We start from the raw sequence: 13680 nt of genomic DNA, 5'->3' as shown, positions 1-13680 counted from the left end.
TTGCAGAAAGCCAGTGATACCGTTCGAAATACATTTTAAGGATGGTGTAGGGGCCGCGTTAGGGATTGCAGTGAAAGCCCACAGCGCGGGTTGGCGTTGCGGGTAGGAAAGGCGAAGACTTGTAACGAAAAGCCCGGCCCGTTAGCTAACGGGAACGCCCACGTTTATAAATAGATCGAAAAACATAATTAATAATCAATAGCCTACAATTATGTCATTATAAAGGACAAAGACAATCAATTCAAGGGAGCTCATTAATACCTATAAAATCAAATTATAGTTGTTAATAATCCCTGATAAGCAGAGCCGCTCTGTATAGCTCGCGATTGCTTCGTTCCTCGCAATGACTGTTAAAGAAATAAAATCAATAATTTAATAACTCACTAATTCAATAATTATACATGTCGCCCCGTTTAAAAAAAATATTTCTGATCATGACCGTTGTGGTACCTTTTATACTGTACTGCGTTTATTATTATGGTATGATGATCAAGAACGCACCGTATCGCTTCGTTGATTTTCAGTCGATCAGTTTTCAGTATGGTTATAAAGATAGCCTGGTAAATAAATATGATTCGCGTACAGGTATGTTCCAGTATCTTGACATGCGCGATTCGCTGGTGAAAGAGCATTTGCGTTTATCCAAAGACGATCTGCTATACCTGCACCGTAAGGCTGCCGACCTCGGTTTTTGGGATTTCCCCTCGAAAGAAATTGGTGATACATCCGCAACGGCTTCAAAAAAAGCTGTTAGATATATTATTGAGTTTAAATACAAGGAAAAAACCAAACGCGTGACCTTCGATAGCGATTATTTTGGTAACGCTAAACTGATTGATGCCAACCAGCGGTTGATAGAAGAGATAAAGAAAAAGCTTACTGACGTTGAAGATCGCGGTAAAAAATAAAATACAGGTATGTTGTTTATTAAATAATCAATTCCTATATTTGCACCTCGAAATTTAAAACAATATTTAACAAACATGTACGCAATAGTAAGTATAGCAGGACAGCAATTTAAAGTTGCTAAAGACCAGCAGATCTTTGTACACAGGCTACAAGGCGATGAAGGCGCTAATATTGAATTTGACAGTGTATTGTTAGCAGAAAACGAAGGTAAATTCAAATTAGGCTCTGATTTGAAAGGCGCTAAAGTATCGGCTAAGATCGTGTCACATTTAAAAGGTGATAAAGTAATTATCTTCAAAAAGAAAAGAAGAAAAGGTTACAAAAAGAAAAACGGTCACCGTCAGCAATTTACCAAGATCGAGATCACCGGTATTACATTATAATTAAAGGTTAAACCGGAGTTGTTCTGCAATTCCATAAAAATATAAGAAATGGCACATAAAAAAGGGGCCGGTAGTTCCAGAAACGGTCGTGAGTCACATAGCAAACGTTTAGGTATCAAGATTTTCGGTGGTCAGCCAGCTATTGCAGGTAACATCATCGTTCGTCAGCGTGGTACTAAACACAACCCAGGCTTAAATGTTGGTCTTGGTAAAGATCATACTTTATTTGCACTGGCAGAAGGTATCGTAGTTTTCAAAAAGAAAGCTGATAACCGTTCATACGTTTCAGTAGTTCCGTTTGAGGCTGAAGTTGAAGAAGTAGCTGCACCTGCACCAGGAGCAAAAAAAGAAGCTGTAGCTGTTGAAGCTCCTGCTGCTGAAGAGGCTCCAAAAGCAAAAAAAGCTGCTGCACCAAAAGCTAAAAAAGAAGAAGCTGCTGATGCTGCTGAAGAAGTTGTAGCTGAGTAATCAGTTAACAAATATTAGGATATAAAAAATCCCGGTCAGTTTTGATCGGGATTTTTTGTTTTGAGGTTATTCGTAGGATGCGAAATTAACGCTAATAGGTATGCTATAGGTTACCCTGACGGGTTTGCCGTGAATAAGGCCAGGTTTCCATTTAGGGGAATGGCGGATATGATCAACGTAAGCCCGGTCCATTGCACTATTTCCACCACGAATTATTTTAAGATGGTTCAAGCTTCCATCTTTTTCTACAATCATTTGTATAATAACCCGACCCTGGATATTTTCAGTTGTATCCAATGCTGGCATTTTCATCTTTGAAAGATAGGTACACAATTTTTTCAGTCCTCCATGAAATTCCGGTATCACCTCAACAGAGGTGTAAACAGCTGTATCTGGTTTAACATGTTCCTTTTTTGATCTGCTTTGGGCAGCCAGCACAGTAGGGAATACCATCAAACCAAATACAAACAGGTTTCTCATTATTTTATTCTATGATCAGCTTCTTCAAATAATAAGTATCCGGGTCAATAACCGGCGTTATGTCGCTTGTTACAGTGATACCCTTTTTATCAAGTGTATAACGTTTAGTCACGCCGTCAGCCGTAATATCAACAGGTAATGGCATATCGATGTTCAGGAGCTGAATCTGGTACTTATTGCCGCGCTGGGCTTTAATATGCACTTCCAGTTTATTGATCGAATAAATATATAGATCAAACAATGGTTTAAGATCTTTGCCTGCAGCTTTACTAAAATACTGGATCACATCATCGGTACTGGCCAAATTGCTATAAGTATAACGCGGATCGGTAACAAAACCTTTAAGGGTAGGGAAGAAGGTGCTATCGCCCATGATATACCTGAGCGTGTGCATAAAGAACGCGCCTTTACCATAGATATCACCGTTATAGGCCGATTCTTCATCGATATCTTTTCCGATAACAATAGGAACCTTATTTCCGAATGATAATGCCGAGTTTTGAAAGAATTTGATATAGGCTTTTTCACCTTCAAATTCTCGCACATAAAGTGCATCGCCGTAAGTACAAATTCCTTCATGAATCCAGTAATCGGCCCAGTCTTTGGCGGTTACTTTATTGCCCCACCATTCGTGGCCAAACTCGTGATGCATTAAGCCATCATAATCTTCGCCACCAACTTTAGTGTATTTAAATTTAGCACCATAAGCATTCATGGTTTGGTGCTCCATGCCCAGATGAGGAGTTTCAACAATCCCTATTTTTTCTTTTACCCAGGGGTATTCGCCAAAATATTTCTCTTGTTCCTTAATTGTCTTTACAAAAATATCCAGGTGATGTTCGGCTTTGGAAACATGTTCCTTTAATACATAAAACTGGATGGGTACCTGGTGCCCATCGACTGTAGTATACGGGCGGGTCACAACGGTATAGTCACCAGCATTAAACAGGATACTGTAATTATTAATGCTGTATTTTGTTTGCCAATGGAATGTTGCTGTTTCCTTTTGTTTGGTTACACCTTTTAACAATCCCGGCCCGGCTACTACAAGATCTTTGGGAACGGTGATAAACATATCCACGCCCTCGTTAGGTTCGTCGGATGGATGATCCTTACAAGGGAAATACAATTTGCCGCCTGTACCTTCGGCCGTGATAGCCATCCACTGGTGCCCGGTTGAATCCCGGGTCCAGATAAAGCCGTCATCCCATGGCGGACGGCGGGCAACGTGAGGCTTGCCGCCGTAGATCACTTTTACACTTGTTTTACCAGCAGGTAACTCTTTGGTTGTGTTAATGCTAATGAGGTTGTTTTTGTAATCAAATGGTTCCTGTTTGCCATTCACTAATATCTTGCTGATGCTTAATGAATCCAACAGATCAAAAAGCAAAACTTTGGTTGGCTTTGCCATGATCACATCAATGGTAGTAAAACCGTCAATGGTTTTCTGCACGGGGTCGACCACAAGCGAGATGGCATAATGGCGCACATCCATTATGGCCTGCTCAGGTTTAAGCTTTCCGCCTGAGGTTAAGGTTTGGGCATGAACATATCCCGCAAAAAAAAGGATAGTCGAAATTAATATGGCTTTTTTCATAGAATATTAATGACTACGTTTAAAGTTAATGGGTAAAGCATATTTAACCCTTACAGGCTGGCCTCCCTGCATACCGGGTTTCCAAGGGGGAGACATTTTTATAAGTCGTAATGCTTCCGTATCCGTGGCCTCAGATAAGCTTTTGGCAATTTTTATATCGGTAAGGCTTCCATCTTTTTCTACTACAAATACAACATATACCCTACCTTCAATTGTTTCTCCTTTGGGATATTTAAAGTTTTCATTAAAAAACATTAAAAGCTTTTCAAGCCCGCCCGGAAATTCAGGTACTTTTTCAACTGATGTAAATATGGGATCTTTAGTTTTTGTTGTATCAGTTGTTTGAGCTTTTGCGGCCAGGGTTCCCATTATGAATATTGCAGCGAACAGGATTCTCTTCATTTACATTTGCTCCTTAGTGAAATTTATGATAATTGATCAATTAACTTTTGTGCTATCTAAAACCTGCACGGCCTGTACAGTATAAAACTGTATGGGAACAGAATATTTCGACTTGATAAACTTGCCGTCGCGAGTAGCCGGAATCCACCTGTTCGATAAATTAATTACCCGTAATGCCTCTTTATTAAACGGTTCGCTCATGCCTTTAACAACTTTTATATCGGTTAAACGGCCATCGTTTTCAACAAAAAAGCTTATGGTAACAATGCCTTCTCCACCGCTTACATCTTTTGGCCATTTCAAATTTTTGTTTAAAAATTCATGAAAAGCCTTATCACCGCCACGAAAATGGGGCGGCGCAAGTTTTTGAGCCTTAGCACTTAATGAAACCAGTAAAATGATAAGGATGGGTAAAAGTTTCTTCATCCTTAAATATAAATCAATTCTCCCTCACCAGCAAGCCGTCGGCAAAATCGCGCAGGTATTGTTTATGGTCTTCAGGTAAATTAATAGCATCAAGAGCAGCAAATGCCTTATCAGCATAAGTCTGCATTGCTTCTTCAGCGTGTTGCCTGATACCAAGGTCGTTGTATATACCGGTAATAACTTTAACCTTTTCTATGCTGTCAAACTCAGGTGCATTCAGCCATTGGTTCAGTGTTTGAGCCTGGCTGCCTTTAGCGAGTTCAAGGGCGCGGATAAGTAAAAAGGTCTTTTTATTGGAGATGATATCTCCGCCCACTTGTTTGCCAAACTTTTCTGGATCGCCATAAACATCCAGGATATCATCCTGAAGCTGGAACGCGATACCAAGATTTACCCCAAATGAATCTATCAGATCAGCATCGGTTAAAGCTGCACCACCTATGATAGAACCGATCTTTAACGTACCGCCCAGCAAAACAGCCGTTTTAAGGCGGATCATGTTGATGTACTCATCAATACTTACATCGTTACGCTGCTCAAAGCTCATGTCAATCTGCTGGCCTTCGCATACGCCGGTTGCTGTATCATTGAAAACATCCAACACCCTGCGTAAAATGCTATCATCAACCATCATCATCATGCGGTTAGCCTCTACCATCATGGCATCGCCCGAGAGGATGGCAACATTGGAGTTCCACTTTTCGTGCACAGTTGCTTTGCCTCGGCGTAGCGGAGCTTTATCCATGATATCATCATGCATCAGCGTGAAGTTATGGAACACTTCTATAGCCAACGCGGGCTCAATAGCCTTGTTTACATCGCCGCCAAAAAGGTCGCAGGCCAGCAGGAGCAAGGCAGGGCGCATCCGCTTGCCGCCAATAGATAAAATATAGCTTATCGGTTCATACAGATCGGCAGGATAAGCGGGATAGCTTAGTTTGCCAACTGCATCGTTTATTAGTAATTGTAACTCTGTAAGTTGTTTCATTTATTTAGTGAGTGGTTCATTAGGTTGATTAAGTGAGTGGTTTTAGCGTTTAACTCAATCAACTACTCACCAAATCAACCATTCACCAATTATCAATCTTGTACCAGTGAAAAATCTATCTGCTTTTTGGTTAGGTCAACGTGTTTTACTTTGATCTTTACTTCATCGCCCAGTTGGTAAATTTTCTTTTTACGCTGGCCTATGATGGCATAGTTTTTCTCGTCCAAAGTATAAAAATCATCGGAGATATCGCGCAGACGGATCATGCCTTCACATTTGTTTTCGATGATCTCCACATACATGCCCCATTCGGTAACACCCGAAATGATGCCCATAAAGTTATTTCCAACCTGGTCGCGAAGATACTCAGCCTGTTTATATTTTACTGAAGAACGCTCCGCATCTGCAGCTTTTTTCTCCATTAAAGAGCTGTGCGAACATAGTTTTTCATAAAACTCGGCATTGGCCGATTGACCGCCATTCAAATAATGGAACAATAACCTATGTACCATTACATCCGGGTAACGACGAATTGGAGAAGTAAAGTGCGTATAATGATCAAAAGCTAAACCATAGTGGCTACTGCTTTTGGTGGTATAAATAGCTTTAGCCATAGAACGGATAGCAAGGTGCGTTAACACGTTCTGCTCTTTTTTGCCTTCCACATCCTCCATCAGGTAATTAAGCGATTTGGCTGTTTCCTTGTCAGACTTGGTATTGATTTTATAACCAAACCTTGCTGCGAATTGAGCAAAATTGGCCAGCGCATCAGGCTTGGGCGAATCATGTACACGGTAAACAAACGTATATCTGTGTTTTCCTTTGCCCATTTTGCTTACTCGCTCGGCTACTTTACGGTTAGCCAACAGCATGAAATCTTCAATCAGTTTGTGGGCATCCTTACGCTCTTTTACATAAACACCGGTTGGTTTGCCGGTTTCATCGAGTTTAAACTTAACCTCGGTGGTTTCAAAGCTTATGGCGCCGTTTTTAAATTTACGGTCGCGAAGTTTATAAGCCAGTGCGTTGAGTTTAAATATCTCTTCTTTAAAATCACCTTCACCACTTTCAATTACTTCCTGCACTTCCTCATAGGTAAAGCGTCTGTCGGAGTAAATGATGGTTTTACCATACCATTCGGTAATGATATTGGCATTCTCATCCATTTCAAATACTGCCGAAAAGCAAAGTTTTTCTTCTTTAGGGCGAAGAGAACAAAGGCCATTTGATAACCTTTCAGGAAGCATCGGGATTACCCTGTCAACAAGGTAAACTGAAGTTGCCCTTTCCAAAGCTTCTTTATCCAAAGCCGAATCGGGGATGATATAATGTGATACATCGGCAATGTGAACACCTACTTCATAATTGCCGTTTTCCAGAACCTGGTAGGATAGGGCGTCATCAAAATCCTTGGCATCAAAAGGGTCGATAGTAAACGTGGTGATGTTACGGAAATCGCGGCGTTTGGCAATTTCTTCGGGAGTGATCACATCCGGAATTTCTTCGGCATCATGTTCAACCTCGGCAGGGAATGATAAGGGAAAACCATACTCAGCCAGGATGGCGTTCATCTCTGTATCGTTCTCGCCCTGGGTACCTAAGATATGTTTGATGCGGCCGATAGGATTTTTAGCTTCGGTTGGCCAGTCGGTAATTTCGGCTATGGCCTTGATCCCGTTTTTCGCCCCGTTAAGTTCGCTTATCGGGATAAAAATATCATGCATCATTTTGCGGTCGTCAGGAATGAAGAACGCGTAACGCTCAGAGAGTTTAACAATACCTGTAAACTCCATTTTGGCGCGCTGTAAAATTTCGATAACCTCGCCCTCTTTGTGCTTGCCTTTGCTTTTGGCGTATACGTAAACCTTTACACGGTCGCCGTTAAGGGCGGTACGAAGTTTACGGGGAGCGATGAAAATATCGCTTTCAAACTCATCATCGGTAACGATAAAGGCCGAACCATCATTGGTAAGATCAACCACACCTTCAATAAAGGTTTTAAGTTCAAGAAGCTGGAATTTGCCGGGAGTAATTTCTTTAAGTACTGATTTCTTAACCTCGTCTTTTAAAATCTCGTAGATGATCTCACGCGATTCTGGGTCGCGTACGTTTAGTTTAGCAGAAACCTGTTTATAGTTGAGTGGCGTATTGCCGTTTTGTTCAAATATATCAAGTACCATTTGGGTAAGTACCTGGTGTATAGAAGAGTTGTTTTTCTTGTGTTTAGACATAGAATAGTATTTGCATCAAAGATACTGAATTTTGGGGTGGTTGTTAATCGGGGGATTTGTTCAATGTACCGTCACAACGCAGCGGTGTAGAGATGTATAATAGTTTAATCGCACCAACCGTAGAAAGCAATGACAAGGGTTAACAGGATTAACAGAAATTTGAATGTTTTTTTTTATATATATTTGGTAGTCAATTATTTAAATAAATTAAGGGGTTTGCGCGAAAATAGTAAACTATCAACCCGGTATCGAAGCTATCAGCCTTTTAGTATATTCCTCTTTTGGCCGGTAATAAATATCATCAGGATAGCCTGTTTCTACTATCTCGCCTTTGTTCATTACCATCATCCGGTCGGAGATATGTTTGATCACGGCCAAATCATGAGAAATAAAAATATAGGTAAGCTTAAGCTCGTCCTGCAGTTCGCGGATCAGGTTTAGTACCTGTGCCTGTACCGATACATCAAGCGCCGAAACAGATTCATCGCAAATAATAAATTTAGGCTGAAGTGCCAGGGCCCGGGCTATTACTATCCGTTGCCGTTGCCCCCCCGAAAACTCGTGAGGATAACGGTTAAAGTGCGTGGGCTGCAGGTTTACCCGTTCAAGCAGTTCGAGTACTTTACGCTTACGGGTATCATCGTTCTTGTAAAACTTATGCACCTGTAAAGGCTCCATTAGTGATTGCCCAACAGTAAGCTTAGGGTTTAATGATGAATAAGGATCCTGAAAAATGATTTGGATATCCTTCCTGATCTGCCGCAATTCATCCTTTTTAAGCCCGCGAAGATCGGTACCCTCAAAAGAAACCCTGCCCGACGTAGGTTCAATCAACCTTAAGATACTTCGTCCTAAAGTGGTTTTGCCACAGCCCGATTCGCCTACAAGGCCTAATGTTTCGCCGGGATATACTTCAAAGCTTACATTGTTTACCGCTTTTACAACATGATCTTTCCGTTTAAAAAGGCCCGTATCTGTAGGGAACCAGGTATTTAGCTTTTCAGCTTTTAGTAATGGTTGTTGCTGATATAACCTGCGTTTTCTTTCGGCTATTTCATTATCGGGATAATGGTATAATTCCCTGATACTTTCGATGGTTACTGCCGGTTTATCTTCATCCAGGAAATCGGCTACAACTGGTAGTTTTTTTAAATGTTGTTGCGGCGAGGGGCGGCATGCCAGTAAGCCCTTGGTGTAGGGATGTTTAGGATTGGCAAAAAGTTCGCCTACAGTGGCTTCTTCTACTATTTCGCCTTTGTACATCACCAAAACCCGGTCGGCAATTTCTTTGATAACTCCCAAATCATGTGAGATAAAGATCAGGCTCATGTGCCTCTCCGCCTTGAGCTTGTGCAGTAATTCAATAATCGTTTTTTGTACCGTAACGTCAAGCGCAGTGGTTGGCTCATCAGCAATCAAAATCTCCGGGTTGCAAGCTAAGGCCATAGCTATCATTACCCGCTGTTTTTGCCCGCCCGAAATCTGGTGAGGATAGCTCTCAAATATCGCCTCCGGCCGGGGTAACTGCACCTCTTTAAACAGGTCGATGGTTTTCTGTTTGGCTTCGACTTTATTTAACCCTAAATGCAACCTGATAGCCTCGGTGAGCTGGAAACCGCAGGTAAGTACCGGGTTAAGCGAAGTCATGGGCTCCTGGAAGATCATGGCCATTTGGTTGCCACGCACATGCCGCATTTCATCTTCCGATAATTTACACAGACATACCCCATTTAAGAGCACCGAGCCTTGTATTACAGCCTGATCTTCATTCAACAAACGCATTAACGCCAGTGAAGTTACAGATTTGCCCGAACCCGATTCGCCAACGATACCAATGGTTTCGCCTTTATCAAGTGTAAAGGAAATTCCCTTTACGGCTGTAACCTGGTCTTTGCCATTCTTAAAACTAACCGACAAATCGTTTACTTTAAGCATTATTGGCCTACTAAGGTTATAAATTCATCAGGGATCAGTTCTTCGCCGCGGTAACGCCTCAATAGTTGTGCTGTGGCTACTACATCTTTTTGGCAGTAAGCACAAATCCGCTCCAACTGGTTTTCATGCCAGTAAACGCGACCAACATCACTACCGTCGATATCGTCTTTGGGGGTAGGGATATTAAAAATAGCTGTGAGCAGGCTTAAAGAAGTGTAGTGTTTGTGATCGCCAAATTTCCAAAGCTCCATGGTGTCTAAGTGAACAATCTCCCATGGTTTTTTACCGGCTATCTGCAGTTGTGGCGGAAAAGGCATACCATTTACCAATAACCTCCTGCAGATGTAAGGGAAATCAAATTCTTTACCGTTATGGGCGCACAAAACAAGGTTGGCCGGTTGACTGAATAACAGGTTGGAGAATTTGGTGAGCAATTCCTTTTCATCATGTGATGCGAACGACTTTACCCGCAACCCGATATCTTTCCCAGCGGTAAAGATCCCTGCCGAAATACAAACTATTTTACCAAACTCGGCCCAGATGCCTGCACGTTCGTAATACGTTTCGGCGGTTTCATCTTTGCGTTGGTACTGGGTTTTGATATCCCATAAAACCTGCAGGTTTTCGGGCAGTTGGTCATGCCCGCTGTATTGCGGTACCGTTTCAATATCAATTATCAGTATGTTATGCAGATCGTACTGTTCAAGCATTGTAAAAATTTGAAAGCAAGATACTGATAGTTTTCAATTTTACTTTGTGCCCCTCGTTCATGGGCACGGTAAATTGTAAAAATGGTAATTTAATGATGTTTTGAACCGTTAAGCTTAAAACCTAAGCTGATTTGAACCGTTCCCGGGCTGGTTTTATAGTTTCCAAAGCCAGATGTTATATTATAACCGCCAAGGCTTTTTTGATACAAGGCCTCGAGGCTAAGCCGCTTAAATTGAAAGCTGACACCACCCGATACACCAAGGTTTATCTTTTGATCATACCGGGTTGCTTTCAATTGATTAGCCGCATTGGCTAAAAAAATGGTATCTATATTGTCTGTCAGTCGCCGCACGTTAGTGACCCCGTTGATCTGTTTAACTGGAATATTAATAACCGGGCCTCCTTTTACGCTGATGTTATTGGTGATCTTATATACCGCATGTACTGGAATACTTACAAAATATGCCTTCCGCGAATCTGTCACTTCAACAAGCTTTGCAGAGTCAACTCCGGTGTTTTCGTTGGTGTATGATCCGCTTAAATTGAGCGGCGTTAAAAGCCTTACCTGGGCATTGAAAGCCCATTTGTTGTTTAAATTATAGGTGCCGAATAAGCCAACATAAATATCAACCGGGAAACTGCCGTAGAAATTGCTGTTTTGAGTACTTGGTGTAAAACTTCCGGAAGAATTAGCACCGAGCAGTATACCCCAGTCGGTGTTTGCAAAAGCGGTAGATAATGACCTGCCCAGGGAATTGGGACGTTTGGTTTTGTTGCCTGTTGCTGATCGGTTTTTGCCCGTTTTGTTTTTACTATTTAAGATCTTGTCATTAGACAAGAGGCGGAGCCTGTTGTAATAATAATTTCCAATTACAAATTTTGATAGAGGTTGATTAGCAAACGCCTGAGGCCGGATGAACGTGTTGTTATTTATCCCTGTTAATTGCCATGATTGGATATTAGCATTGGTAGAAGGGGTTAACGTACTGCTGGCAGGATTGCCGCCTTGCACGGCCTGATCATCGGCGAGCTTGTTTTTGTTTGTCGCATCAATGACATTAGTTAAAACCTGCTGTGCGGTTTGGTTTCCGGTAGGGTCAAACTGTTGGGTGTTTTGATATTTGCCCGGAAGTGCATGACTCCCGTTGTTATGGCCATTGCTACCGGTCAAACTGCCCTTTATAATATTACTGTTGCCCTTTTGTTGGGATGAAATAATCTGTTGGTTATTTACAGTTGAAACAGGAAATAGTCCATTGGTTTTGCTCTTGCTGCTGTTAGCTGCCGGGTTCGTTTTTGCGGAATTAATAATGCTGTCATTTTTGTTTACAGATAGCGATTGCTCATTCTTTTGATCTTTTAAACCATTTAAGCTATCGCGCGCAATATCAAGGCTGTTGTTTAGGTTCGATGAATTTGCGGTTAATGAATCAACCAAACTGTCTTTACCCATAACCGGGCTGTGTTTTTTATACTGATGATGTGATGCGTTTTTATGCTGTTCGTTATTAATTAAATATATCGCTGTGCCTGTAACAGTAGCCACAGTTAAAGAAGCTATTAATACCGATGTGGCTTTCATCGCCTTAACAGCTTTTATAATTTTTGCTAATTTCGAAACATGAGGAGCTGCCGTTAAAGGCAAAACAGGCAAATGCTTGTCAAGGATTGATTGCATTTCCTGCCATCCGCTTTGCGGTTCAGAATCAACCGGTAGCTCAGCACGTTTTTGCCGCCAAAGATCGGGGTCTTTAAATAAATCTTTCATCGTTTTATTTCGCTCCTTTCTTTTGCCTCAATGTTACTTTGTTCCAGCAACTCCCTTAATTTTTTCTTTGCTTCGGCCAGATGCCAGCGGGATGTGCCTTCGCTTATATTTAATTGCTCGCCTATTTCTTTGTGTGTAAACCCATCAAGTACTGATAGGTTGAAAACTGTTTGTGTAGCAAGGGGCAAGGTGCGGATGCTTTGCAGGATATCTTCAAAATAAAGTTTTTCGAGGGCCGATGGAGATATAAAATAATCATCGTGCTCCTGTACATCGAAACTTACTGTGTTGAATTTTAATTCCTTCCTGCACAGATCTATTGAAGTATAGATCATGATTTTCCTGATCCATCCGCCTAATTCGCCTCTTTCTATATCGAAGTTGTTTATGGATTGAAAAACTTTCAGGAAACCGCTGTTAAAAGCCTCCTTAGCCAGTTCTTTATCAGAGACATAACTATAACATACGCGAAGCATTTCGGCATAAAATAATTTGTACAAGGTTTCCTGCGCCGTTCGGTCGTTATTGATACACCCTTTTACCAGCCTCTCTGTTTGCTTCTTGCTTAGGTTCATTCAAAAAAATCACGTTTAAATGATTGTAATTACCTCTTCGGATCCAATCCATTAAACGTTGGGTAAAATGTAGATTTTTTTTCAAATTGTTTTCGACTTTAATAATAATGAGGAAAATCAATCATATCAGCCTGCTGCAACAAGCCGATACGATTGATTTTAATTGAATTGAGTTAACGTGATAAGGTTTTAGGTGAAATGACTACGCCCGACAAATAGCTCCAGTCGAAGGTGATGTTGCTTGCCGATATAACAATATTACCGGTATAGGTTGTGCCGTTAAGCGTTACTTTTAATGAATGACTACCATTTGTAAGATAACTTCTTTGAAAGCGTATTGCCGCAGCCATCGGGATATCGCCGGTTCCGTGGCAAACCAAAGGCTCCTGCACATTAAGGAAATCAATAAAGAAGTTGTTGTTTGCATCCAGGGGGTTATGGAACTTCAGCAACCCGTTTGAGCAATACCGGTTAGTTGTTATGGCATTGAACGAAATGCCTACGCTATCGCCTGCTGCGTTTTGATAGTACCCGGGCGATAAGGTGATCTTATCGCCGGTTAAGGCAACAAGTTGTGCCGTATCGGGAGGTGTTTGTACAACAGTGTCGCCAGATGCTTTTAATGGATTTTTGCTGGCTGCGATTTTCGTGTCGCTGATAACATCATTTTTTTTAGTACATCCGGTAACGATAAAAAAAGTCAGTAAGAAGGTTACAATGAAATAGGTTAGTTTTTTCATTTTGATTGATTTATGATTTTATTACATCATCGCATCAATCGGGGCAAACGTTGGGTAGGGCCAATAT

The 13680-nt window shown here is 41.4% G+C and carries 14 protein-coding genes; 3 read left to right on the top strand and 11 right to left on the bottom strand.

Annotated features, from left to right (window positions below; genetic code table 11):
• Positions 1-401 precede the first annotated feature (401 nt).
• The 3 genes from AC1DUD_RS11515 to rpmA all read left to right on the top strand — a co-directional run bounded on the left by AC1DUD_RS11515 (position 402) and on the right by rpmA (position 1760).
• Entirely contained in the window at positions 402-908 is a 507-nt protein-coding gene (locus AC1DUD_RS11515; RefSeq protein WP_477374734.1) for a hypothetical protein, read from the top strand.
• 75 nt (positions 909-983) lie between these two features.
• Positions 984-1292, top strand: a complete 309-nt coding sequence (gene rplU / locus AC1DUD_RS11510; RefSeq protein ID WP_091211724.1) for a 50S ribosomal protein L21 — start codon at positions 984-986, stop codon at positions 1290-1292.
• 48 nt (positions 1293-1340) lie between these two features.
• Positions 1341-1760 (top strand): 50S ribosomal protein L27, encoded by a 420-nt coding sequence (rpmA, locus tag AC1DUD_RS11505; protein WP_477374732.1) that lies wholly within the window; start codon positions 1341-1343, stop codon positions 1758-1760.
• Positions 1761-1826: 66 nt separating this feature from the next.
• On the opposite strand, the gene AC1DUD_RS11500 is transcribed toward rpmA, so the two are convergent.
• From AC1DUD_RS11500 to AC1DUD_RS11450, 11 genes are all read right to left on the bottom strand, one after another.
• A complete protein-coding gene (locus AC1DUD_RS11500) occupies positions 1827-2240 on the bottom strand; it encodes an energy transducer TonB (protein ID WP_477374730.1) in 414 nt (137 codons plus the stop codon).
• Positions 2241-2244: 4 nt separating this feature from the next.
• A complete protein-coding gene (locus AC1DUD_RS11495; protein WP_477374728.1) occupies positions 2245-3837 on the bottom strand; it encodes a M1 family metallopeptidase in 1593 nt (530 codons plus the stop codon).
• A gap of 6 nt (positions 3838-3843) precedes the next feature.
• Positions 3844-4239, bottom strand: a complete 396-nt coding sequence (locus AC1DUD_RS11490; protein ID WP_477374726.1) for an energy transducer TonB — start codon at positions 4237-4239, stop codon at positions 3844-3846.
• Between the two features lie 36 nt (positions 4240-4275).
• Positions 4276-4665, bottom strand: coding sequence for a TonB family protein (locus tag AC1DUD_RS11485; RefSeq protein ID WP_477374724.1), 390 nt, complete (start codon positions 4663-4665; stop codon positions 4276-4278).
• Positions 4666-4678: 13 nt separating this feature from the next.
• On the bottom strand, positions 4679-5653 hold the full coding sequence (locus AC1DUD_RS11480) for a polyprenyl synthetase family protein (RefSeq protein WP_477374722.1): 975 nt from the start codon (positions 5651-5653) through the stop codon (positions 4679-4681).
• Between the two features lie 92 nt (positions 5654-5745).
• Positions 5746-7884: a ribonuclease R gene (gene rnr / locus AC1DUD_RS11475; protein WP_477374720.1), complete on the bottom strand. Its 2139-nt coding sequence runs from the start codon at positions 7882-7884 to the stop codon at positions 5746-5748.
• A gap of 237 nt (positions 7885-8121) precedes the next feature.
• Entirely contained in the window at positions 8122-9819 is a 1698-nt protein-coding gene (locus AC1DUD_RS11470) for an ABC transporter ATP-binding protein (protein WP_477374718.1), read from the bottom strand.
• Positions 9819-10529 carry a 3'-5' exonuclease gene (locus AC1DUD_RS11465; protein ID WP_477374716.1) on the bottom strand — a complete coding sequence of 237 codons (711 nt, stop codon included), beginning with the start codon at positions 10527-10529 and terminating at the stop codon, positions 9819-9821. The genes AC1DUD_RS11470 and AC1DUD_RS11465 overlap by 1 nt, the downstream gene beginning before the upstream one ends.
• Positions 10530-10618: 89 nt before the next feature.
• Positions 10619-12298 (bottom strand): outer membrane beta-barrel protein, encoded by a 1680-nt coding sequence (locus tag AC1DUD_RS11460; RefSeq protein ID WP_477374714.1) that lies wholly within the window; start codon positions 12296-12298, stop codon positions 10619-10621.
• Positions 12295-12873, bottom strand: coding sequence for an RNA polymerase sigma factor (locus tag AC1DUD_RS11455; RefSeq protein WP_477374712.1), 579 nt, complete (start codon positions 12871-12873; stop codon positions 12295-12297). Before AC1DUD_RS11455 ends, AC1DUD_RS11460 begins: the two co-directional genes overlap by 4 nt.
• A 173-nt stretch (positions 12874-13046) precedes the next feature.
• Complete coding sequence (locus tag AC1DUD_RS11450) at positions 13047-13613, bottom strand: hypothetical protein (protein WP_477374710.1); 567 nt, start codon at positions 13611-13613, stop codon at positions 13047-13049.
• Between the last annotated feature and the right edge of the window lie 67 nt (positions 13614-13680).

It is taken from the genome of Mucilaginibacter sp. P4_A11 (assembly GCF_056402535.1).
The sequence above is the reverse complement of the archived record's forward strand: the minus strand, read 5'-3'. Positions and strand labels throughout refer to the sequence as shown.